The 22,939-nt window shown below is 36.4% G+C and carries 21 protein-coding genes; 11 read left to right on the top strand and 10 right to left on the bottom strand.

From position 1 onward, the window contains the following. Nucleotides 1–76: 76 nt before the first annotated feature. On the bottom strand, nucleotides 77–994 hold the full coding sequence (locus tag UFO1_RS23000) for an MBL fold metallo-hydrolase (protein WP_038674515.1): 918 nt from the start codon (nucleotides 992–994) through the stop codon (nucleotides 77–79). A gap of 75 nt (nucleotides 995–1,069) precedes the next feature. Between UFO1_RS23000 and UFO1_RS22995 the strand changes: the two genes are divergently transcribed. From UFO1_RS22995 to UFO1_RS22975, 5 genes are all read left to right on the top strand, one after another. Continuing rightward, complete coding sequence (locus UFO1_RS22995; protein WP_038674513.1) at nucleotides 1,070–1,258, top strand: hypothetical protein; 189 nt, start codon at nucleotides 1,070–1,072, stop codon at nucleotides 1,256–1,258. Between the two features lie 143 nt (nucleotides 1,259–1,401). Beyond that, complete coding sequence (locus UFO1_RS22990; RefSeq protein ID WP_371256738.1) at nucleotides 1,402–2,712, top strand: FAD-dependent oxidoreductase; 1,311 nt, start codon at nucleotides 1,402–1,404, stop codon at nucleotides 2,710–2,712. Nucleotides 2,713–3,431: 719 nt separating this feature from the next. After that, complete coding sequence (locus tag UFO1_RS24190) at nucleotides 3,432–4,286, top strand: AraC family transcriptional regulator (RefSeq protein ID WP_051789060.1); 855 nt, start codon at nucleotides 3,432–3,434, stop codon at nucleotides 4,284–4,286. Between the two features lie 208 nt (nucleotides 4,287–4,494). Then, nucleotides 4,495–5,919 carry a sugar porter family MFS transporter gene (locus UFO1_RS22980; protein ID WP_038674510.1) on the top strand — a complete coding sequence of 475 codons (1,425 nt, stop codon included), beginning with the start codon at nucleotides 4,495–4,497 and terminating at the stop codon, nucleotides 5,917–5,919. Then, entirely contained in the window at nucleotides 5,919–6,938 is a 1,020-nt protein-coding gene (locus UFO1_RS22975) for a Gfo/Idh/MocA family oxidoreductase (RefSeq protein WP_038674508.1), read from the top strand. Before UFO1_RS22980 ends, UFO1_RS22975 begins: the two co-directional genes overlap by 1 nt. A 490-nt stretch (nucleotides 6,939–7,428) precedes the next feature. On the opposite strand, the gene UFO1_RS22970 is transcribed toward UFO1_RS22975, so the two are convergent. Next, nucleotides 7,429–7,998, bottom strand: coding sequence for a dihydrofolate reductase family protein (locus UFO1_RS22970; protein WP_038674506.1), 570 nt, complete (start codon nucleotides 7,996–7,998; stop codon nucleotides 7,429–7,431). 318 nt (nucleotides 7,999–8,316) lie between these two features. Here UFO1_RS22970 and UFO1_RS22965 point away from each other — a divergent pair, with 318 nt between their 5' ends. Continuing rightward, a complete protein-coding gene (locus tag UFO1_RS22965; protein ID WP_038674504.1) occupies nucleotides 8,317–9,231 on the top strand; it encodes a DMT family transporter in 915 nt (304 codons plus the stop codon). 69 nt (nucleotides 9,232–9,300) lie between these two features. Here UFO1_RS22965 and UFO1_RS22960 read toward each other — a convergent pair whose 3' ends face one another. The 6 genes from UFO1_RS22960 to UFO1_RS22935 form a co-directional block, all read right to left on the bottom strand. Next, the gene (locus UFO1_RS22960) at nucleotides 9,301–10,578 is read right to left on the bottom strand and encodes an aminotransferase class V-fold PLP-dependent enzyme (protein ID WP_038674502.1); all 1,278 of its coding nucleotides are present in this window, start codon (nucleotides 10,576–10,578) and stop codon (nucleotides 9,301–9,303) included. Nucleotides 10,579–11,391: 813 nt separating this feature from the next. Then, nucleotides 11,392–12,345, bottom strand: a complete 954-nt coding sequence (locus UFO1_RS25525) for a tail fiber protein (protein WP_051789059.1) — start codon at nucleotides 12,343–12,345, stop codon at nucleotides 11,392–11,394. Between the two features lie 482 nt (nucleotides 12,346–12,827). Beyond that, nucleotides 12,828–13,610 (bottom strand): hypothetical protein, encoded by a 783-nt coding sequence (locus UFO1_RS22950; RefSeq protein WP_038674500.1) that lies wholly within the window; start codon nucleotides 13,608–13,610, stop codon nucleotides 12,828–12,830. Nucleotides 13,611–13,856: 246 nt separating this feature from the next. Continuing rightward, a complete protein-coding gene (locus tag UFO1_RS22945; RefSeq protein WP_038674498.1) occupies nucleotides 13,857–14,822 on the bottom strand; it encodes a hypothetical protein in 966 nt (321 codons plus the stop codon). Further along, on the bottom strand, nucleotides 14,813–15,556 hold the full coding sequence (locus UFO1_RS22940; RefSeq protein WP_051789058.1) for a tetratricopeptide repeat protein: 744 nt from the start codon (nucleotides 15,554–15,556) through the stop codon (nucleotides 14,813–14,815). The genes UFO1_RS22945 and UFO1_RS22940 overlap by 10 nt, the downstream gene beginning before the upstream one ends. Before the next feature lie 48 nt (nucleotides 15,557–15,604). Next, nucleotides 15,605–16,057 carry a hypothetical protein gene (locus UFO1_RS22935; RefSeq protein ID WP_038674496.1) on the bottom strand — a complete coding sequence of 151 codons (453 nt, stop codon included), beginning with the start codon at nucleotides 16,055–16,057 and terminating at the stop codon, nucleotides 15,605–15,607. 442 nt (nucleotides 16,058–16,499) lie between these two features. On the opposite strand from UFO1_RS22935, the gene UFO1_RS22930 reads away from it, so the two are divergent. The 5 genes from UFO1_RS22930 (at nucleotide 16,500) to UFO1_RS25520 (ending at nucleotide 21,305) form a co-directional block, all read left to right on the top strand. Next, nucleotides 16,500–17,402: a hypothetical protein gene (locus UFO1_RS22930; protein ID WP_038674495.1), complete on the top strand. Its 903-nt coding sequence runs from the start codon at nucleotides 16,500–16,502 to the stop codon at nucleotides 17,400–17,402. An 874-nt stretch (nucleotides 17,403–18,276) separates the two neighbouring features. Further along, nucleotides 18,277–18,603, top strand: a complete 327-nt coding sequence (locus tag UFO1_RS22925; RefSeq protein WP_038674493.1) for a hypothetical protein — start codon at nucleotides 18,277–18,279, stop codon at nucleotides 18,601–18,603. A gap of 240 nt (nucleotides 18,604–18,843) precedes the next feature. Next, complete coding sequence (locus tag UFO1_RS22920; protein WP_038674491.1) at nucleotides 18,844–19,173, top strand: hypothetical protein; 330 nt, start codon at nucleotides 18,844–18,846, stop codon at nucleotides 19,171–19,173. A 603-nt stretch (nucleotides 19,174–19,776) separates the two neighbouring features. Continuing rightward, complete coding sequence (gene scpB / locus UFO1_RS22915; protein ID WP_038674489.1) at nucleotides 19,777–20,556, top strand: methylmalonyl-CoA decarboxylase; 780 nt, start codon at nucleotides 19,777–19,779, stop codon at nucleotides 20,554–20,556. 572 nt (nucleotides 20,557–21,128) lie between these two features. Beyond that, complete coding sequence (locus UFO1_RS25520) at nucleotides 21,129–21,305, top strand: hypothetical protein (protein ID WP_173406236.1); 177 nt, start codon at nucleotides 21,129–21,131, stop codon at nucleotides 21,303–21,305. A 199-nt stretch (nucleotides 21,306–21,504) separates the two neighbouring features. Here the strand turns inward: UFO1_RS25520 and UFO1_RS22910 are convergent, their stop codons facing one another. Together UFO1_RS22910 and UFO1_RS22905 are read right to left on the bottom strand one after the other, a co-directional pair. Then, a complete protein-coding gene (locus tag UFO1_RS22910) occupies nucleotides 21,505–22,281 on the bottom strand; it encodes a PhzF family phenazine biosynthesis protein (protein WP_038674488.1) in 777 nt (258 codons plus the stop codon). 105 nt (nucleotides 22,282–22,386) lie between these two features. After that, entirely contained in the window at nucleotides 22,387–22,863 is a 477-nt protein-coding gene (locus UFO1_RS22905; RefSeq protein ID WP_038674486.1) for a YbaK/EbsC family protein, read from the bottom strand. Nucleotides 22,864–22,939 lie beyond the last annotated feature (76 nt).

Genomic DNA, 22,939 nt, shown 5'->3' with positions numbered 1-22,939 from the left:
GTGCGAAAACGATAGAGTGACTATCGTTTTCGCACAGCCTGACGTCCCTTTTGTCTAATTGTCTTTTGAATCTAATTTATTCCCACCAGGATGTACAAGGATATCGCTCAGCACCAACGGTGACAATTTCACCGATTCTCGGTGTAGCTACTTTTACCGCTCGCCTTTCGGCCTCTATTAGCAGTCGCTCTATCTGACGTGTCCATTCAATATTCGATTGGCTGAACATTCCCCAATGAATCGGCAGCATGAGCTGACCCTGTAAATCAAGTTGTGCCTGCACTGCTTTTTCAGGAGTCATATGAATCGCCCCGAAGCTTTCAATAGCTTGGCCACATTCCATAAGAGTCAAGTCAAATGAACCATATTTGTCACCAATTTCCTTAAAATGCGGACCATAGGCACCATCACCACTAAAAAAAATCTTTTCCTTCTTACTGGTAATCACCCAGGAACACCATAAGGTCTTATTGCGGTCAAACAAGCCTCTTCCTGAAAAATGCTGATTTGGCGTACAGGTAAATATCAGCTCGTCAAAGCACGAGGTTTCTCCATATGACAATTCTGCAATCTTTTCCTTTGCAATCCCCCACTGCCGCAGCCGGGCGCCAACGCCGCGCGGCACACAAAACCTATGTACTTTATCTTTGATTTCCATAATAGAACGATAATCCATATGATCGTAATGATCATGCGACAACAGAACAACATCTATTTCTGGGAGTTCCTGCGGTACAATCGGCAATTGTTCTGTAAACCGTTTTCCCGTAAATAGAGAAAAAAACCAGAAAAGGTTCGAAAAGATCGGATCACACAGGATCGTCTTCCCTCCGAGCTGCATAAAAACCGTGGAATGACCAAACCATACGGCTTTAGACTGCTTCGCATGTAACATGTCATCCAGATTTATGGTTTCCACAGGAATTGGCTGATGCGGTCTTCGATTTGGATAGTTATGTAAGAATCTTTTAAATAGCCAAAATGGTATCTTCATGTAGTGTACATCCTTTATTCTAATACATACATTTCTTTTTCATCAAAACCATAAAATTTAATGCCCGAGGACTCTATGCAAAAATCAATTTGTCAAACCAATATGATTTCATTTTTGATGCTTGAAGCCCACTATGATGTTATCATTATTCCCCTTTTGTTTCCAGAAAAATTCACAGTCGGCGTAGATGCTGTCTTTGCAGGTGTTAAAACTGCAAACTCACTAGCATACGCAGCAGAAGCTCCTCTTAGATCTTCATGGTAAGTTACACAGATTTCTGATACCCTAGCGTAATTAGTTATCCTGAAAGAACTATATAAAGCATTGATAAGTTGGATTATGTATGTATATTATTCCTCCTATTTTGTTTACACTAATAAGAACATAAACTACCATTATTAGAAAGAATTAAGGGGACGAATATGGCTAAAAAAGTAGTAATTGTTGGTGCCGGATGGGCTGGTTGTGCCGCGGCATTAGCAGCCCGTAAAATGGGGTGTGATGTAGAATTATTTGAACGAACCGACATGCTGCTTGGTACCGGATTGGTCGGTGGAATAATGCGTAACAACGGCCGCTTTACTGCTACTGAGGAAATGATTGCCATGGGCGGTGGTGATCTGTTTATCATTGCTGATGAACATGCGCGGCACAAAAACATTGAATTCCCGGGACATTATCATGCTAATTTGTACGATGTAGCAACTATTGAACCAGCGGTGCGTACAGAACTGGCAAACGTTGGTGTAAAAATTCATTTTAAAACTCGTGTTACAGACATTGAAACTAATCATGGAGTTATTACCAAAATAGTTGCTGACCAATTACATGGTGACACAGTGACTGTCGAAGGAGCGGCATTTGTCGATGGGTCTGGTACTGCTGGTCCAATCAAGAATTGTATTAAATATGGCAATGGATGTGCAATGTGCATCTATCGCTGTCCAACTTTTGGTCCTCGTTTCAGTATTGCAGCAAAAGCCGGGATCAAGGAGATTATCTCTATAAAACCAGACGGGACATTGGGAGCTATGAGCGGTTCCTGCAAACTTCATAAAGACTCTTTGGGACTTCATCTCAAGAAAGAATTAGACAGTAAAGGGGTATGCGTTATTCCTATACCTGCTCATTTGCAAAAGAGTCTAGCATCCCTTGGACAAAAAGCCTGCCAACAATATGCATCACAAGAATTTGTTGAAAATATCGTTTTACTTGATACTGGACATGCCAAATTAATGACAGCTTATTATCCTCTAGAAATTCTTCGCCAAATCACAGGACTTGAAAACGCCCGCTTTGAAGATCCCTACGCGGGGGGAATTGGCAATTCTATGCGATATTTCGGCATGCTGCCCCGGGATAATTACTTACAAGTGAATGGTTTGCAGAATGTGTTCTGCTGCGGCGAAAAAGCCGGCTTGCTTGTAGGCCATACCGAAGCCATTGTAACAGGCACTCTTGCCGGATATAATGCCGCACGATATACTCGCGCGACTGATTTGCTTGCAATCCCAACAAGTTTGGCCTGTGGTGATGCGATAGCCCATGTGAGAGCGGAGATGGAGACGCCAGAAGGCTTAGCTAATAAATATACTTTTTCAGGGTCTGTTTATTTCGAAAGAATGAAAAATAGACATCTTTACACTACTGATATTGAAGAAATCAAGCTTAGAGTCAGGCAGGCACAGATGACGGATATATTTGCAGCAAGCCAATAATACAGTTAAAGTAAGTGACAATGGGGACGTTCCTTTTTGTCGAAAGGAACACGGAGACAGACTATATTTCTATATCAAATATAAGAGAAGCTACCCATAATCTATTAATAAGGTAGATTATGGGTAGCTTCTCTTTCATAAACACTAAATTTTGCTCTACCTTTGCTCAAGATCTGTAATACTTTTTTTAACCATATCAATCCTCAAATCATTTGGGTCGGCATATTGAAGGAATTTATTATAGTTATCGATTGCCTCCTGTTTCTTTTTCAAGCCTCCTAAAGTCAGCCCCTTAGAAGTGTCACGGGGATGGGGTTGTTGACACTAACCTTCAACCGATTGCATTGTCGATAACCCCGTCCCTATGACCATCAAAACCCTGTTAAAGCAGGTATGGTAGAAAAAATGGAAGATTATAAATATAGTAGTTATAAAGAATATCTGAATAACAGAATCTTGGCGGATACTAGCATTATAAACCTCTGTTAACCGATTAATTTCTCCCGGGCAATTCTATAAGTTGAAATTTAAATCTAAATAAAACTAGATTTTACCTTCACTCTTTGGTAACATGTTAACAAAATTACTTTTTTTGACTATTTCGTCATCATTTGTCATGTAAGTTTTGATCAACTTTGTCTTTGCTATAAAAAATAATAATGAAAAAAGCCTATAATAATTATATTTAAGGAAAATATTGTAAAGACGAGGAGTAGCCTATGCAAAAAGAGGAAAAAGGTGTAATTTGGAAAGACGGGATATATTTTCGCTCTACTAGTTTATTTGCAAAAAATAATCTTTTTTATATTTTATGGGGAGCAACCTATAATCTTGATACTCCTTATCGTGTGAAAAGAAGCTATATGGATGCCTATATGTTGCAGTATATCACAAAAGGAGAAGTTCATTTTGAATTGCGCGGGCAGCATTTTATTGCTACAGAAAATGAGTTTGTTCTTTTAGATTGTCATGAACCCAATCATTATTGGGCAGAAATCCCATCACAGGTAAAATGGTTTCATTTTAATGGCAATGCTATAAAACCAATCTTAGAATATATTTATAAACTAAATGGTAATGGACATTTTTTAAGTCGAAAAGCGTTCAAAATAGATCGATATGTAGACAAGATCATAATGGCAATAAAAATTGAAGATGAAAATGAAATCTTTTTTTCGCAAAATATTTATAATATTTTATGTGAGGCAGCAACTCCTCCGCTAGTCTCAACTATCTCTTCGCGTGAAAATATAATGGTGATAAACGAGGCAATCCATTTTATGCAAGAAAATTTTCATCAACAGATCATGATTACTGACATTGCAGAGCATGTTAATTTTAGTCTGTTTTATTTTACAAGGCTATTCAAAAAAGTAATGCTTACATCACCGCATTTGTATTTGTTAAATATGCGGTTAATTTATGCCAAAAAACTTTTATGCGAAACTTCCGATAGCATTGAGGATATAGCAAAAAAAAGCGGCTTTCAAAGTTCATCCTACTTTATTCGTGCATTTAAGAAAGCGACAAATCTGACGCCTAGTAAATTTCGCAGCATTTTTCTCAATTCATAAATTTGTAAATAGCAGGAATGTTTTTATAGATAAACTTATCATCTATAGAAACATTCCTGTTATTTTTTGGGTATTTTCGGTTCTTATTTGAGCAAATCGTGTAAACTTTTGAGCAAGTTAACGCAATGACAATTGAGTGTATTTTGATTATTATTAATTTATAGAACGTTCTGTTAATTTAAATGGTGAATAACTTAAACGGAGGAAAATGATGCAAAATAAAAATCCAAGTAAAAATTTATCGATAATCATTTTTATTTCTACATTTGGTGGCTTACTATTTGGTTATGATACAGGTGTAGTCAATGGAGCATTGCCTTATATGTCAATGCCGAATCAGTTGAATTTAAATTCATTTACGCAGGGATTGGTTGTGGCTATTTTGCAATTAGGCGCTGCAGTGGGAGCAATAGCTATTGGAAGAATTACGGACATATATGGTAGACAAAAAACATTAATTATGCTTTCCTTACTGTTTTTTGTTACAACTATTTCTTGCGCACTATCTCCGAATGTACCAGCTATGGTTATTTCCAGATTTGTGCTTGGCTTGGCGGTAGGTGGTGCTTCGGTAAATGTTCCAACCTATTTAGCCGAAATATCTCCTTTCAATCGGCGAGGCAAAATTGTGACAAAAAATGAGTTAATGATTGTATTTGGACAGCTTCTTGCTTTTACTTGTAATGCCATTATTGGCATTACTTGGGGTGAGAATGACGGGGTTTGGCGCTATATGCTTTCTCTAGCTGCTGTTCCAGCGGTTATTCTGGGAATAGGAATGCTTAAGATGCCGGAAAGTCCAAGATGGCTTATTAGTAAAAATCGAGTACAGGAAGGGACTGAAATTTTAGAAAAAATTCGGTTACCAAAGGAAGCCGAAGATGAAGTCAATGAAATAAAAAAGAGTATAGAAAGAGGAGCCGCTGTTCAACAAATGACAGTTAGAGATTTAGGCATACCCTGGGTTAGATATTTGATATTGTTGGGTGTTGGTATGGCATTGATCAATCAGTTTACGGGAATAAATTCTATTATGTATTATGGAACAGAAATTCTTAAAAATTGTGGACTTAGTACAGAAGCGGCACTAATTGGCAATATAGCCAATGGGCTTATTTCATTAATTGCTATGTACTGCGGAATCTGTATGATGGATCGAATTGGACGGCGTCCAATGATTATTACCGGGTTAATAGGAGTTACAGTGACGCTTTTTCTCATCGGAGTGGCTTCAAATGTTTTACATAATGCTAGTTATTTCCCCTTTATAATTTTGTCACTGATTATTGTTTATCTTGCTTTTTTCCAAGGTTTAATTGGACCGGTAAATTGGTTAATTATTTCTGAAATATTTCCTTTAAGACTTCGGGGACTGGGAATGGGGATTGCCGTTTGTGTATTATGGATTGCCAATTTTTGTGTAGGCTTAACATTCCCTATATTGCTTGAGCATGTAGGTCTAGCTAATACATTTTTTACGTTTTCTTTAATGAGTGTACTGTCTATATGGTTTGTCGTCAAATGTCTACCGGAAACCAAAGGACAGTCTTTGGAACAGTTGGAGGAATTTTTCATGCATCACTATGGTAAAAAAACATTTAAAATAGAGCATAAAACGGAGGATACTTTATAATGGAAAAAATTAAAGTTGGCATAGCGGGGTTGGGCAGATTAGGAAAAGAGCATGCGAAAAATCTTTCCTTTAAAATTGCTAATGCTGAACTTACAGCCGCTTGTTCTATTGTTCCTAGCGAATTGGAATATGCGAAAAAAGAGCTTGGTCTAGAGAAAGTCTATCTGGATTTTCACGAGATGCTAAAAGATGCTGATATTGAAGCGGTAGTTATTGTGACGACGAGCGATCAACATTGTTGGCAGATTGCTGCTGCTCTTGATGCGGGAAAGCATGTCTTTACTGATAAACCGCTAGGCGTAACGATAGAAGAATGTAAAATAGCAGAAAAGGCAGTTGAACGCCATCCAGAACTTACTTTCTTTTTAGGATTCATGAGAAGATTTGATCCATCTTATTCTCATGCAAAAGAAAAAATTAAACAAGGAGCTATTGGTAAGCCTTACATGTTGAAAGCAACCGGTATTGATCCAGAGGCTTTAGTTGAAGGAGCTATTAAGTTTGCGTCAAAATCTGGTGGGATTTTTATTGATATGGCTATACATGATATTGATTTTATCCGCTGGTTTTTAGAATCCGATCCAGTAGAGGTATATGCTGCGGGTGCTACATTTAAACATCCAGAATTCAAGGCTGTTGGTGATGACGAAACCGGAGCTGCTATGTATAAATGCGCTAATGGTGCTATTGCGTTTGTACATGTGGGGAGAACGGCGCCTCATGGATATCATGTAGAAACAGAAATCATTGGGACAGAAGGAACTATACGTATTAGTCCTGTTCCAGAAAAAAACCTTTGCATGATTTATGATCAACATGGAGCCGTAAAAGAATGTGTTAGTGGTTTTCCTGAACGATTTGCCGATGCCTATCGTATTGAAATGGAAAACTTTATCCATTGTATACAGCAAAAAGACAAGCCAGAAATTACCGTTTACGATGGAACTAAGTCAACACAAATTGCGTTCACAACCATGGAAGCTTATAAAAAAAGAAAACTTTTGCCAATTACATACTAAATTAGAAATACGCTGAGACTATCCCAAAAACTCTGTAAACCTCCAAGATGGTGTAAATAGAGACATCAACTTGGAGGTTTTAATATGGCACAAAGAGAAATTGCCCCTGAATGGAGAAAACAACGAAAAAAGTTATTGAAGCTATTATAAGGAGTCGAGTGAGTCGGGAGTGGGATGACAGTAGGGACGTTCCTTTTTGTCACACTTTTGCTATTACACCTCGCAATATTCCTGTTGCTCGCTCAATTTGACGTATCAATCAGAAGCAAGGGGACGGTTCTCTTGCTTCCCGAAATTAATTTACGCCTTAAAATATAGGCTCTGTTAAAATTTAATGTTGATAATTTTATAATATTAAGGGAAACCCATTATATAAGGGTTTCCCATTCTTATTGCAATAACTCTATCCATTAGTAGAATAAGTGACAGCTACTATCGAGTATTACCTTATGATATTCATTACAATTTATCATTGTAATGAACGATATTATTAATTACCATTCCAATGATAGATTAGTTGCACAACGCCAGAAGAGAACGTTCTTGTATTAACCATTTTTAAATTCAACCTCTGTTTTATATCAATAAACATCGGTTTTCCTTCTCCCAAAATAACAGGGTGAATCGATAATCTAAATTCATCAACAAGCCCTAAATTTATAAAAGTTGTAATGAGACTTGCTCCGCCATATAGCCAGATGTCTTTACCAGGCTTATTCTTCAATTTATTTACTTCTTCAAGAATATTTTCATTTATAAATATTGCTTGATTATCAGTCTCTATTTGTGTTCTGGAAAATACATATTTCTCTTTACTATGAACCAATTTCCAAATTTCTTTTTCGGTATCAGAGTCTTTAGTTTTTGGAATATATTGTCCCCATAGATCGTAGCTTTTTCTACCATATAAAATAGCATCAATTTGATTCAAGAAATTAGTGAACCCCATATCAGGGTCCATAATGCACCAATCAACTTCTCCATTTTTCCCTTCAATAAAACCATCTAAAGTAACTGCTAAATCTAAAATTATTCTTCTCTGTTTTACGTTATTTGACATAACTCTTCCTCCTTTTATCATTCAGATATTGTTTCTTCTGCCCCGTTGAGTAAGGATTACACAACGAATTTAGATAATCGTAGGCTATTATAAGTATCTGTCATTTCAAATACAAATGACGTTAGTAGAAATTCTTTAATCACTGTATTTATACTGCATTGATATTGTTCGGACAGCCACGAATAGAAGGTAGTTTTGCTCCCGCTTCGTATTGAGTGGTTTGAATCATACAATCTGCTTTTATTACTATTGTACATTCGCTCTAATTCGATTACCATAAACTCAAATAAGAATTATGAAAATCGGAGGATATTTATCATGTTGCAAAGTGAAAAAGCCTATCTAGCGGCTTTTGTCTATAGCTTAATTATTGGTTTTTCTTTTATGTTCACAAAATTAGCATTAGCCATAGCCAGTCCCATGGATACCTTGGCCCACCGCTTTACCATTTCTTTTTTGATTGCCTCTATTCCTTTTCTCGCTAAAAAAGCTCAATTAAATATGAACTACAAGGATTTAATAGCTATACTCCCGTTGGCGATACTGTATCCAACATTGTTTTTTACTTTTCAAGCCTTTGGTTTGGTATACATCTCTTCATCCGAAGCCGGGATTATACAAGCTGTAATTCCGTTATTCACAGTATTTCTCGCAGGACACTTTTTAAATGAATATCCAACCACCCAGCAAAAAATATCCATTTTATTATCCGTCATGGGAGTCATTTATATTTTTTTTATGAAAAGCTCTGGTCTGGAAGTAGCGAATCTACAAGGAGCCCTTCTTATTCTCTTATCCGCCTTGTCTGCAGCTTGTTATAATGTTTTGGCTAGGAATTTGACTAAACGATATGCACTCTATAAGTTAACCTATATCATGACAATGATCGGTTTTATTACTTTTAATATTATCGCGATCATCCAGCATAACATAGACCATACTCTTAGTTACTTTTTTGCCCCTTTTGGTAACCAAGAATTCTTACTCTCCATTTTCTATTTAGGCATACTCTCCTCGCTTGGTACTTCTTTTTTATCCAATTATGCCTTGTCCAAACTAGAAGCTTCAAAAATGAGCGTATTTAGTAATTTAGCTACGCTGATTACCATTATTGCCGGCGTCCTTGTTTTGCATGAAAAATTACAATACTTTCACCTCATTGGCGGCTCGCTTATCCTTATCGGTGTTATTGGCACAAATTATTTTAACACTAAAAAAGTTGTGAATCAGTAAAAGGGAGCTTAACTGTGTCAACTGTAAAGAGAAGCTGCCCATAAGATTATGAGCAGCTTCTTTTTTATATTATAATCGAGACAATTCCATTGTTGCTATTAAGAATTTATCAATATCTGCAACTGAATGACAATGCAGCGGTGCAATTCTAAGGGCACCATCTAATTTGAATGAATCAAGCATCCTCTTTGAATAGGGGCTAGAAGTCAATCTTTCATATACAATGACTCCTTTTTTATCGTACTCTTGAACTGCTTGCTCATATCCCAGATGATCAAATCCCATTGCAATTATGAAATCTCTTTTGGTAAGGTCTTCATAGTCTAAGAATACTTTAACTCCTTTAATATTACGAAGTCCAGGGATTTCATCGGTACCATTAAGCATTCTAGCCATTAAAGCTCTTTCGTGTAATGCAATCCTTTCCATGCCATATGCAAATAGTTCACGTCTGTCATTACTATTAATAAATTTCCCGCCGATCCAGCACACATAATTGACAATTTCAGTAACTACAGCAAATTGTGATATTGCAGGACTTCCAAGATCCCATACATTTGCTCCTTTAGCAGTCATCTTATGATGTGGAAGCACGGCGGCACGTTCAGATAACCAAGCAATCCCCAAACCCCTACACCCGAAAAATTTATAGGGAGCAAAATTAATACCATCCACAGGAATCTTTTGAAGGTCGATTACACTATGAGGAGTATGTTGTACTGCATCTACAATAATATATAAATCGGGTTTGATAGCGCGAGCTTTTTTTACGATAGTTTCAATGTCGAAAATTGCACCTGAAATGTTAGATGCATACATTACACTTAAGAGGCATGTATCTTTATCTACCAGTTTAATAAGTTCATCAACATCCACGCCGCCCGTAACAGGATTGCTTTTTGCTACTCTAAATTCCTTTTTCAATTTTTCAGCATAATACTCCATGGAATCATATGCCGAAGGATGTTCGAGTATTGATGTTACCATATTTGTCCCACTGACATTTTCAGCAATTGCCCTCACCATATCGAACATAGCCTGTGAAGCTGTAAGTGTTGTTAAGATACTGCCAGCTTTTGCATTTAATATAATTCTGATATCGTTAAGTCCATCTTCTTGTACTTTTTCTAAATAACGTGCCCTCTCATGAATGAGCCCTGGATAATCTGGAATAGAATCTATTCGTGCAAATGTATCTACTGCTTTTTTGAGTCTAAATGATCCTCCAGCATTCGCAAAGAAAAGCCGTTCACCCAAAATTGGATCATTATCTACATAATAAAAACACTCTTTTATTTCTTGTGATAGTCCATCTGAAAATAGTACTCCGTTACTTACGTTATTCATTTGACCCCCCTCTTTCTTTTTACGCTCCAGCATCATCTGTTTTCGCTCCGAGATTGTAAGGGACACGGGACATTTTACCCTCCGATATGATATGTAAAACTTCTCTACTATTATTTCTGATTACTCTTCCAATATCCTTTAAAGCTATAAGATGCCAAGGGTAATATGGCAAGAAGTGACAGAAGGGACGTTCCTTTTTGTCACCCTTTTGCTATTATACCTCGCGATATTCCTGTTGCTCGCTCAATTTGACGTATCGATAGTCCAGTCTTCTTTTAGTCGCCTATTTACATCATTGCGTTTTAACCTTGGCCACGATGCTACTTCATATGGTTCTCTTCCACCAATAAGTATCCGTTCATGTAAGACAAAATTTAATAGTTACCAAATAAAAGAGCCGCCAGTAACGGAAGGCATGCTATCATTAAAATTCCAATTAGGAATTGCATATATATTTTTATAGAAGATGCCAAGGGGACGGAGTTATTGACACTAACCTTCAACCGATTGCATTGTCGACAACCCCGTCCCTGTGACATACTCATACTTTTACATTATATGCATTATTTTACCAAAGCAATATTCTGTTTCAGGTTTCTTATCAATTAGCAGTTTCTTAACCCCAATAAGAATCGTAGTTTAAGATTATCTTCATTATTATATTGCCTCTTCCATCTCTCGGGACAAACAACCTGTCCCCGTGTCCCACTCATAACGGTAAAATATTACAACTATGATACACAATTCCTAATTAAATAAAAATAAAAAGCCGCCTCACCCCGAAAGGTAAGGCGACCAGTCACATTCTTACTATTAATATTTAATACAAGCTAGTAAAGCTATGTTGCGGGGACGGGTTTCAGCGCCACCAGTTGGGCTGGTATTTGCCCAAATTATCACAGGATCGCCTGAAGTTTTAGTAACCACTTGACTAATAGAATCATTATATACATTTCCATCCCCTGGAGCCGCCCCTATCATACCACCAGCATTTAAATTGGCATTTAATAATGCATGATAGTGAGTTCCCAAAAGGCTGTTCTGCATGCCCCCTAGTGTCCTCCCTGCATCCACTCCGCGCCCATCATCAAATCCACGCACAAACTCACCTCGAAGATCTGGTAAATTAAATGTTGTGCTACCATCACCTGCGCCAAACAAAGTGCCTATTGCGGCAAATAACTTAGCATATTGTGCTCTTGAAACCGCTGAACCGTTAGCTTTTAACCATCCATCTGGTGCCGTTTGTCGTGCAAAATACTGAACAGTCCCAGCAATATTTAATGCATCAATCTGTACTTGCAAACCTTGATCCGCCTTAGTTCTAGCATCGACCTCAGTATTGATAGCGATTTGCAATTTACTATCTGCGTCAGCCCGTGCTACTATTTCTGCATCAATACTGGACTGTAGTGCCTTATCTCCTTCGGTTCGTGCCGCTATCTCTTTAGTAATCTGACCTTGTAAATCTTTGTCTGCAACATTTCTTGCGTTAGCTTCAGCATCAATGTTAGTTTGAAGTGCCTTCTCACTATCAGTTCTGGCAATGACTTCTTTAGTAATCTGATCTTGTAAATCTTTGTCTGTAACATTTCTTGCGTTAGCTTCAGCATCAATGTTAGCCTGCAACTTGGTATCAGCATCAGTACGTGCGACGACTTCACTGTCAATTTGATTCTGCAAATCAACATCTTTTGCTTCTAGCTCTACATCCTTTACTTGTAATTCCTCAATTACTTCGGTTAAATTTGTTTCAAATTTTGTCATAATGAAACATCTCCTTTTATTTTTTATTATTGTAAAACCAACATAGCTAAGGACCTCTTATTTTAATTGTGTGTATCCTGTATATCGACTTTCACTAATGTACATTCCGTAGTAAATCTAATTTAAACTACCAGATGCAAATTTGTTTCTCATTCTTTATCCATACATATAAGTTGAATCTTAGATAGGCACGCAAGAGTCAGGTGGCGGTTCTTTGACTCGCCAATATCTTAGATGCTAAATTTAAATTGTCTACATTTCACCGCTACGTCAAAGAAAAGCTACCCATAAATCTACTAACAAGGTAGATCATGGGTAGCTTCTCTTTCGATAAACACTAAATTTTGCTATATTTTTGCATTATAAGCAAAAGAAATATTGAAACAGCCACTGAACTTGATTGATGATCCAATTCGGGATCTCCTGAAGAAGCTCGTAAACCTTTTAAGAAACATGGTGTAAAATATAAAAAGTGAATAATATCATGAAATTGCATCGCTAGAAGTCTCACTTTCGTGTTTTCTGTGAGCAAGTAAAAAAGTAATCCCTAAGAGCATATAAATTATTAATAACACCAGCAACTTAAACTCACCATAAAATTCTAAATTACTTTTTGTCATAAACATCACTGTTTGTGGGTAAACGGAGAAAAGGGAGGTATGGACATATGCTAGTCCTAAAAATATTTTTAACAAGGCGATACTTCGCATTAAGATGTTATATACACGCCACTCAATTAGTATTAAGGAACCCAACGTAACATACCCTAGTCCCTTAGCAGTAAGCACTAGAAATACACCTTTATAGTATCCACTAAATATAAGAATCGGTCCTAAGACAGTTAGCAACACAAGTAAATAGATTGCCACTGTAATAGACTGCTTGTATTGTGCCTTTTCGAGCATCAAATTCCGTAACATTATTAAAAGATACGGCACCACTACCATAGCTGTAAGAATACCACCTAAACTATTACGCTCCCACAAAAACGAACTAAAAACTAATAACAAAGCTAGTATTCCTGCTGTTTTGTAGTTGCTTTGTATCATTGGATTTTCCTCTACTCCTCGCAGTCGCAGTATTTTAGACAAGATTTTAATCGCGCCCCAAGAGTATAAAACAACTACTAGCACTATAATAACGTTCATCTGAAACTCTAGGCTACTAGGCCCCCATCCCCAACTCCATAAACGTGGCAAGTCAGGCGCAGTTAGAAATCCAAATCCCAAATATACCACCAGTAACACGATATATAAAATGAACACCCTATCACTCCCATCCTAGATACACTGCAGAGCAACCATTTGAATCCAGTCGCGCTGGATATTATTAACGAATAAACACTGTTCTTTTTATAGAATAGATGTTTTTTGAAATCATTACCTCTAGCAAAAGGTATAGATCTACCAAATAAAAGCCGTCCAATAACGGATTGCATACTATCATTAAAATTCCGATTAGGAATTGCATATAAGACAGTGGGGACGTCAGACTAACAAGGTAGATTACAATTAATTTTGAGAAAGATTGTGATCTTCAATCCATTGAACACATTTCTTTATCCTTCGTCCCATTATAAGGTTTGAATCTTCACTTTCCCAATGTTCATCCCAAACAGTAGTATGCTCTTGTCCACTCTGGTTAGGCCAAGTGCTTTCCATTGTTCTGAAAGCACCTGTATTTTTAATAAGCATATGATGAGATATGATAAAATTCCAAGCATCTATCATTATCCAGCAAGAAATGTATTCTCCTGATACAACAACTGATGAGGTATCGAGATAAACTCGCATATATTGATCTTTATCAATTAAGAACCACCTATCGAAATTAAGTGATTGAATTATTGAATTTAATTCCTGGGATTCATTTTCTGAAGAGTAAGCATAATTGAGGATTAGTGCATGTCCTCTTAATATTGCTATAGAACATTTAGTTTTTGTAATTTTTTCTCCAATATTAGCCTGTAATTCGATTGTGTCAAAATTAATCCCATCAATAGTTTCTTCACTCTCTTTTGTCATCTCATAAGTTAGTCCAGTATTTGCAAATAAGTTTGTAATACTTCCAAATAACTGTTTTCCTCTGGTTATCCCTACTGTGCCACTTAAATCTAACTCAACAATACTAAGATTAGGATTAAGATCTGTGGTTCCGATAGGATACTTTGACAGCCATAATAAATAGATTGGCTTGTTATTTCCTTCCATTACGGTTTTAATGTTATCGTCATTTTTTGAAACAATGTCTTTTGCCTTCTCATATACTTGTTCAATTCTATTTTTACTTATTACATTCCATTTAGTAGGAATTTGTATGGTAAATCCAAAATAATTATTCCGATATCTTGAATCTTTTAGCTCACCTAAGTCCATTTGCTCCGCAGATACCGTTGCTTGAAAGCTAATTAACAAAAATAAAACTAATAAACATCTGGTTAATTTCTTCAATGTTTTATCTCTATCTTTTATATCCATTCTTTATATTTGCTCCAGTCCCCACTTAGACGAGCCTTAATTTTAGATTGATCTATTTCAAGTAGATCATATTTTGATGCTTCCTGATACATTGAGAGAGAGATTTCCCTATCTCCTAACAATTCATATACCTGAGCAAGATTAAAGTATGCCATTCCGTCTTTCGAATTTAATTGTAATGCTTTTTCAAAATCCTTAATAGCCTCGTTATATTTTCCCATGCCTCCATATGCATTACCACGTCCAACATAAAAACGAGAAGTATTAGGTTGTAATTCAATAGCTTTTGTAAAATCATTAATTGAGTAAGAAAATAGTTCTTTTTTCGATTCTGCATAACCACGTTCTGAATAATAGTCAGCATTATTAGGTTCTAAATCAATAGCCTTATTGCAATCACTTATAGCCAAGTCGTACTTTTTCAACTCAGAATATGAATATGCACGACAATAATAAATAATAGCCCTTCCTGGTTGCAATTCTATTGCCTTGGTATAATCAGCGATTGCAATGTCATATTGTTTTTTTTCAAAATAATCTAGCCCTCGAAGAAAATATTTCATAGCAGTAGAATCGGGCAATTCTGCTTGTTTAGAAAATGCATCACTCTTATTATTTTCCTCTTCTTCCACGTATCCAGTTTGGGCAGCAAATACAAAGTTACTTAAACTAATTAGAAAAACAACAATTAAAGTTACATTTAAAAGACTAAAAGGCATCAATATCTTTTTCAAGTTAACACTCCTTACTATAGGGATATCTTTTTTATGTATCATTTAGATTTATTCACAAAATAACCGTTTTAAAAAATTTGTTGCTTGAGTAACTTCACCGTCATATATCTGCCAGCAAATCAGCCAAACAATACAAAGAATGCCCAAGAAGAATATTGGGAGAAAGTTATGATAAAGAATAATACTTTTTAAAACACTTATTAATATAACAGACGTCCAAAGAACCATAAAAATAATAACCAGTAAATTAAGACGTATTACTACATTGATTTCTGAACCCTGCCAATGTTCTCTAATAGCTCCTTTAATTACAGGCACAAATGAATTTCGATTAAATTTTTCAAGTCTTTTATACATATCAAATTTATAACCATTGATATATCCCTCAAAAAGTGAAGAATTACCATCAATATGACTTTTTAATAATTTTATTGCTTCATCCGGATTCCTATTAGTAATTATTTTTACTTGATTATATAATATATATTTTATCAAATTCATCTTACGCTTTTACTCCCATATCTTAACTCTACTCTCAACTATATCAGTCATGGATTAATATGGCATCTGTAGAAAGGTATAGAAGCCTTCAGAAACAAAATATTTATATGTTACCCCAATCTATTCCTTGACATGTCCTAAAATTGACCATAAGAAAAGCACCAGTAACCACCTTAGATTGCCAAGGGGACGGGGTTATTGACACTAACCTTCAACGATTGCATTGTCGACAACCCCCGTCCCTCTGACATCTCCGTCCCTGTGACATCTCTAAATCAGATAAGAGAACTCTTATAGATCCATTGCAAAACGATAAAATTTATTGTAAGAAGAACCCTTACGTTAAAATCAGAAAATTCCCTCATTCACATAGTATTTGATTTGTGAAATACTGAGATAGTAAGTAATACCTTTAATATGAATTAAAAACAGGAGGTAAATTATGTTAAAACGATATGCTGTACTGTTAGTTGTCCTGAGCTTGAGCCTTTTTGCAACTGGTGCTTTTGCAAAAGAAGCTCCTAAGAAAATGAGTGAACTTCCGACTTATGATTATAACTTGGTAGGGTCTTTTGAAGTTAAGGGCCGTCAGGGTATCGCTACTGATGGAGAGTTTTATTATGTAAGTGGCAGTAAAGCTTTGTATAAGTATGACAAGACTGGAAAACTCCTTCTTGCAAATGAAAATCCTTTTGAAGGATATGCCATTGCTTCCAACCATATTGGGGATATTGATGTTTTTAATGGCGAAGTTTTTGTTAGTGCTGAAAATTTCATGGATGGTGTAGGTAAAGATATTCAGATTGCTATTCATGATGCTGAAACTTTAAAATTAAAGCGAACTTTTAAATTTGAACCTTCTAGTGGACAAGAAGAAGTATCTGGTATCACTGTAGATAGAGATAAAAGAACGGTGTGGATGTGTTCGTGGGTTGGAGAAGAGAGTGGCCGATATCTGTATGAGTATAGCTTAGATACGGGAGAATATCTGCGTAAAATACACTTACAGCCAGTTCCGCAGTGGGTTCAGGGGATATTTTACTACAAAGGTTCTATATATTTAACTGCCGATGACGGTACTGCCGATCTTGATGAGCCTGATCATCTCTATCGTGTAGATGTATCTGATAACTCCTTTGCTACTGTTGTTCTAGAAAAAACATTTACTGAGGTAAAGAAACAGGGAGAAATCGAAGGACTTACTGTTGATCCTAAGACAGGTGAGCTATTAGTTCATTTCAACAGAGGCGCTCGCATTGTTCTTGGTATGGGTAAGGGGCTCTATCCTGGATATACTAAGGAAATCTCTGAAGTCTATACATATAAGATGGTCCCTCGAAAATAATAGGAATTTCCTTGCCTGAGATATCGCTAAGGTATTATTGTAAAAATCCATATTAAAGTGAAGCCATTGAAGATTAAATAGTTATTAGCAGCAGTTAGATAATGATGAACCGCCCCTATCCTCAGAATGTTGAGAGTAAGGGCGGTTTTTGTGTTAAAAAATAGAGTTTGTTTTTTAATGGAGTGGCAGTGGGGACGTTCCTTTTTGTCAACTTTTTTACTTTACCTTATGAAATGAGACAGAAGGGACGTTCCTTTAGTACTATTATGAGAAAATATGTATACAATGTCAGAGCGAATCATAGCTAATGAGTACACTTATGTCCTTTATTACATAAAATGTAATAAAGGACATAAGGAGGAGCTAGGTATATAGCATAATTACTATAATGGGTATCGTAACTATGGATATACGCATGGAGGATACAAAATCCCCTATAATTATGGTGGTTATTGTAATTACTATAGTGGCCCCGGTAGTGCTACTTGCCACTACTCTGGAATTACAACATTTATCTGCATGCTAAAACTATGAATTTAGAGATATCATTTCCATAGAGGATATCACATGATTTTCTCTATAAAAATGTAATTAAATAGATCGTATTATATTTATAATCAGGTACAGTTCAGATGCGAAATCATTTGAATAGCATAAATTAGTATACTTGAGCCCAAAGAAGCTACTTTAGCAAAAAAAGACAATACAAGGCTCACAGAACCTTGTATTGTCTTTTTACTAGAGGAAAAAAGGAGATTGAACCATTGGCATCTTGAATGCCATCCTTGTGATGGTATTTTACCTCTATTAACCCCCCCATAAAGATAGATACATCAGGTAAGGGTAAGTAAAATCACTTCAGAGGTGATGTGGTATGACTAATCAGGAAATTGCTACCTTAACAACTAATATTGTTGTGATACTCGCTACTGGCGGAAACGACCCTCCTAATATCTGCAGAATAACTTCAGCTTACAGAGAAATTTACGCAACTATTAAAGTAGTCGATCAATGTGAGCAACTTAAAGGAAAACCATGGGATTGTAAAGACCACAGGAATCTAATCGATAAGCAATTGGATTTATTAGTTCGAACTAGTGAACTTCTTTTTTTAGAAATTACGAATAATCCCTTAAATATTGCGGCAATTGACGCCCTCAACAAAAATATCCAAACAATATTAAGCATTCTCAGCTCATAATATGGCAGATTCTTTGACTATAACTATTCTAGCTAAATTCAATAAATTCCGTATTAATAGGCACCATGTTTTCTATTTAAGTAAAGTAAGTATGGATATACGCATGGAGGATACAAAATCCCCTATAATTTTGGCATCTTGAATGCCATCCTTGTGATGGTATTTTACCTCTATTAACCCCCCCATAAAGATAGATACATCAGGTAAGGGTAAGTAAAATCACTTCAGGGGTGATGTGGTATGACTAATAAGGAAATTGCTACCTTAACAACTAATATTGTTGTGATACTCGCTGGAACTGGCGGAAACGACCCTCCTAATATCTGCAGAATAACTTCAGCTTACAGAGAAATTTACGCAACTATTAAAGTAGTCGATCAATGTGAGCAACTTAAAGGAAAACCATGGGATTGTAAAGACCACAGGAGTCTAATCGATAAGCAATTGGATTTATTAGTTCGAACTAGTGAACTTCTTTTTTTAGAAATTGCGAATAATCCCTTAAATATTGCGGCAATTGACGCCCTCAACAAAAACATCCAAACAATATTAAGCATTCTCACTTCGTAATATGGCAGATTCTTTGACTATAACTATTCTAGCTAAATTCAAAATTCCGTATTAATAGGCACCATGTTTTCTATTTAAGTAAAATTATTACTTGGTGAAGCTATCCGAAACCTTTAAAAAAAACACAACAAAAAACCCGCGAAATTCTCATATCAATTAAAAGAGAAGCTGCCCATAAATTTACTAACTAATTTATTATGGTAGCTTCTCTTTATAAATATTAATTCCTTCTATATTTTTACATATTTGCTAAAATAATGTCCTATTGTAGTTTTCTTACTCCCAACAAAACGTTAGTGTAGGCGTTTGGCTAGCAAAATCCTTTTTTTAAAAAATAGGACATTGGGACAGGCTATAAATATCATTATAACCAATAGTTATCATACCATGATTATTCAATATTTCAGTTATTTTCATAGTAGGAATATAATAAAGATAAGGTATAGGTATTCAGTATACTGTATTTTAAGTACATTCAACGGAGAAGATATACTCCACTTTGGTGCCTTATTGGCAGGTTAAGAAGCAGAGAGTCTCTAAAGCCCTATAGCAACTGAGTCATATAATAGTTTTATAAGTTATGCTAATTTAGGAGGATTAATTATGTCATTAGTCAAAGTAGAATTCTCAGAAAAAGTGGGGATTATTACGCTAAATAATCCCAAAAAACTAAACGCATTAAGTGCTGAACTCGTCGATGATATTATTGAAGCACTTGATAATTTTCAAAAGCAGAAGATACATATCATTATTTTGCGTGCTCTGGATGGATCTAAGATATGGTCGGCAGGTCATGATGTTAAAGAATTACCGCTAAAAATGAGAGATCCGTTAAGTTATTACGATTCACTTGAGGTACTTTTACGGGCTGTGGAAGAATACCCTGGTCCGGTTATTGCAATGGTACACGGCAGTGTCTATGGTGGTGCTTGCGACTTAATAATGACTTGTGATATGGTGATCGCCGATAAGACGGCTAAGTTTGCCATGACTCCTGCTAAGCTTGGGGTTCCATATAATTCTACAGGTATTTTACATTTTATGAATCGTTTACCGATTAATATTGCTAAAGAGATGTTTTTTACTGCTGAATTAGTACCTGCGGAACGGGCTTTAAATGTAGGCATTATCAATCATTTAGTTGCAGAAGAAGAACTTCTCCCTTTTACATTAAATTTAGCTGCGACAATTAGCACACGGTCGATTTTATCTATTGAGGTAATTAAAGAACAGTTCCGTGTTTTATCAAAAGCATATTCTATCACTCCATCCGCTTTTGAACGAGTACAGGGGATGCGGCGGAAGGTTTATGACAGCCATGATTATGAAGAAGCGATTACTGCATTTTTAGAAAAACGCCCAGCAAATTTTAAAGGCGAGTAAGCTTTCTTCACATAGCGACGATATTTTGCCAAAAAAGATATTTCCAATACCTATGTTCCAAACAAAGGGATACGGGGACAGTTTCATTGTCCCAATTAAAAAACAATACGTCTAAATTGTCTTTATCTTATTGATATGTTAAATAAAAGAGAAGCTACCCATAAATCTACTAACTGTAGATTAGGGGTAGCTTCTCTTTCATAATGCTAAATCCTGCTATATTTTTTATAAGCGTTATTTCACCAAAGCAAGGCTCTGTTTCAGGTTTCTTATCATTGACAGTTTCTTTAATCCCAATAAGAATCATAGCTTAGGATTATCTTAATTATCATATTGCCTCTTCCATCTCTCGGGACAAACAACCTGTCCCTGTGTCCCATTTACTTTTCTACTCACATATGTTCAGCTGGACAATTGGATGGATTCTGCTTGAATTTATCGTGTTTTTCTGTTATGGTTATGACTCCGTATATGACTCGAAATCTGAGGGATTGCTTCGTTATTAAACTAGTAGCCTTCCTTTTTGAATTTAATTTATTGTAATGCAGATAATAATTAGGGAGGCGATACTTATGGGTCAAAAAAAAGTAAATAAGGCTAATGATGCTTTTGGACTAAAGAAGTCTAGAGAACAAAACAATCAAAAGAATGATACCAGTTTTAGCAATAAACCTACTAATCATCCTAATAAAACAGCACTCATGAATACATTCTTAGAAAAAGTAAAAGGAAAAACTACACAAAAATAAACAGGCTAAAAATAGCCTGTTTTTTTGATACCCTTCCTATTATGCAGACATAGCATGAAGAATGGGACATGGGGACAGGTTGTTTGCCCAAAATAAGTGCTGCGCCTATATAGCCTTTTACATTCAACACTTCATGCAAGAAAATGTAGGATAAAATCGCAGAGAAGACTTTACTCTTTCTACTGACATTTTGTTTACCTCATTTAATATGGAGCTCCGCCGTAGCATATAGGACGGCTTTACCTGAAATTTTTATCCGCTCGCCGCAATCCTGACAATACAAAGTGCCACCACGTCGGGAGGCTTGACGGGCTACCAGCGTATTTTTTCCTAATTTCTTAGCCCACAAAGGTATCACATGGCAATGGCCAGAACCACAAACTGGATCTTCTTCCACACCTAATTTGGGGGCAAAACTGCGGGTAACACAGTCATATTCTGTCCCTTTTGCCGTCAATTGCAGCAGCAGACCATCGAGCGTCTTTAGTTTTGCCTGATCAGGCTGTGCATCAAAGACTTGATTTTCTTCTTCTAATACGCAAACCAAGTCCCGGCCCATCCATGCTTCCACCGGACGTACACCTATCGCTTCTGTCATTTTATCAGTAACAGGCACAGGTGACAAATGATAAGCGGGAAAATCCATCTCGTATAAATCACCTTTGCGTACTACAGTTATTTTCCCGCTAAGCGTTTCAAAAACAAATTCAGTTGAAGCCGTTTCTACAAAATTTGCCAGTACAAATGCGGTTGCCAATGTTGCATGGCCGCAAAGGTCAATCTCTCCACCGGGAGTAAACCAACGCAGACGGTAACTGTTATTTTCCTTGACCGCAAACGCTGTTTCAGAAAGATTGTTTTCCATTGCGATTTTCTGCATAAGCTCGCCTGATAGCCAGTTCTCTAAAACACAGATACCGGCAGGGTTTCCCTCAAAAATTTCTTCTGCAAATGCATCTACAACATAGTATTTCATTCGTTCATTTACCACCTTTCTTATTATTGAATTAAGCAATAGCCTCTTTTCACAAAGACTCCTCTTGCCAAGATGGATACAGTAAGCGCACGTTTACTATTCATTTTAATTTACAAACCATCCCTTGCACACATCGATCCAGCCTGCAGATGCGGAATGGGTTTCAAGCTCTTCTAACGATAATTTTACTGTGCTGTTTAAGCTGCCTCCAGCCGTATATATAATGTCGAAGCGTTTGAGGGATACATCCAGAAATACACGTACACCGACCTTGACAGCAAAAGGGCAAACCGCGCCCGGAAAATGGCCTATATAGGTTTCTACCAGTTCGCCAGGTATCATTTTTGCTTTTTGCTGAAGGCAGGCTTTATATTTTGCGTTATCTATTTTGGCGTCACCTGCCATTACAATCAGAGCAGCTTTCTCATCGAGAAAAACCGACATTGTTTTTGCAATCCGTGCCGGCTCACAACCAATCGACACCGCCGCCTGTTCCACTGTGGCGCCGATCTGTTCCCGTTCCACGACACGCTGACCTAAACCAACTCCGTCAAAATATTTTTTAACTTTTTCAAAAGACATATTTCATCACCTTTTCTTGTGTTTTTTTATTATGTAGTATATACTGCTCTTTAATATAAGTAAAACAAATATATCT

The sequence above is a fragment of the Pelosinus sp. UFO1 genome, assembly GCF_000725345.1.
Lineage (GTDB): Bacteria > Bacillota > Negativicutes > DSM-13327 > DSM-13327 > Pelosinus.
This window is presented reverse-complemented; position numbering and strand designations above follow the sequence as displayed.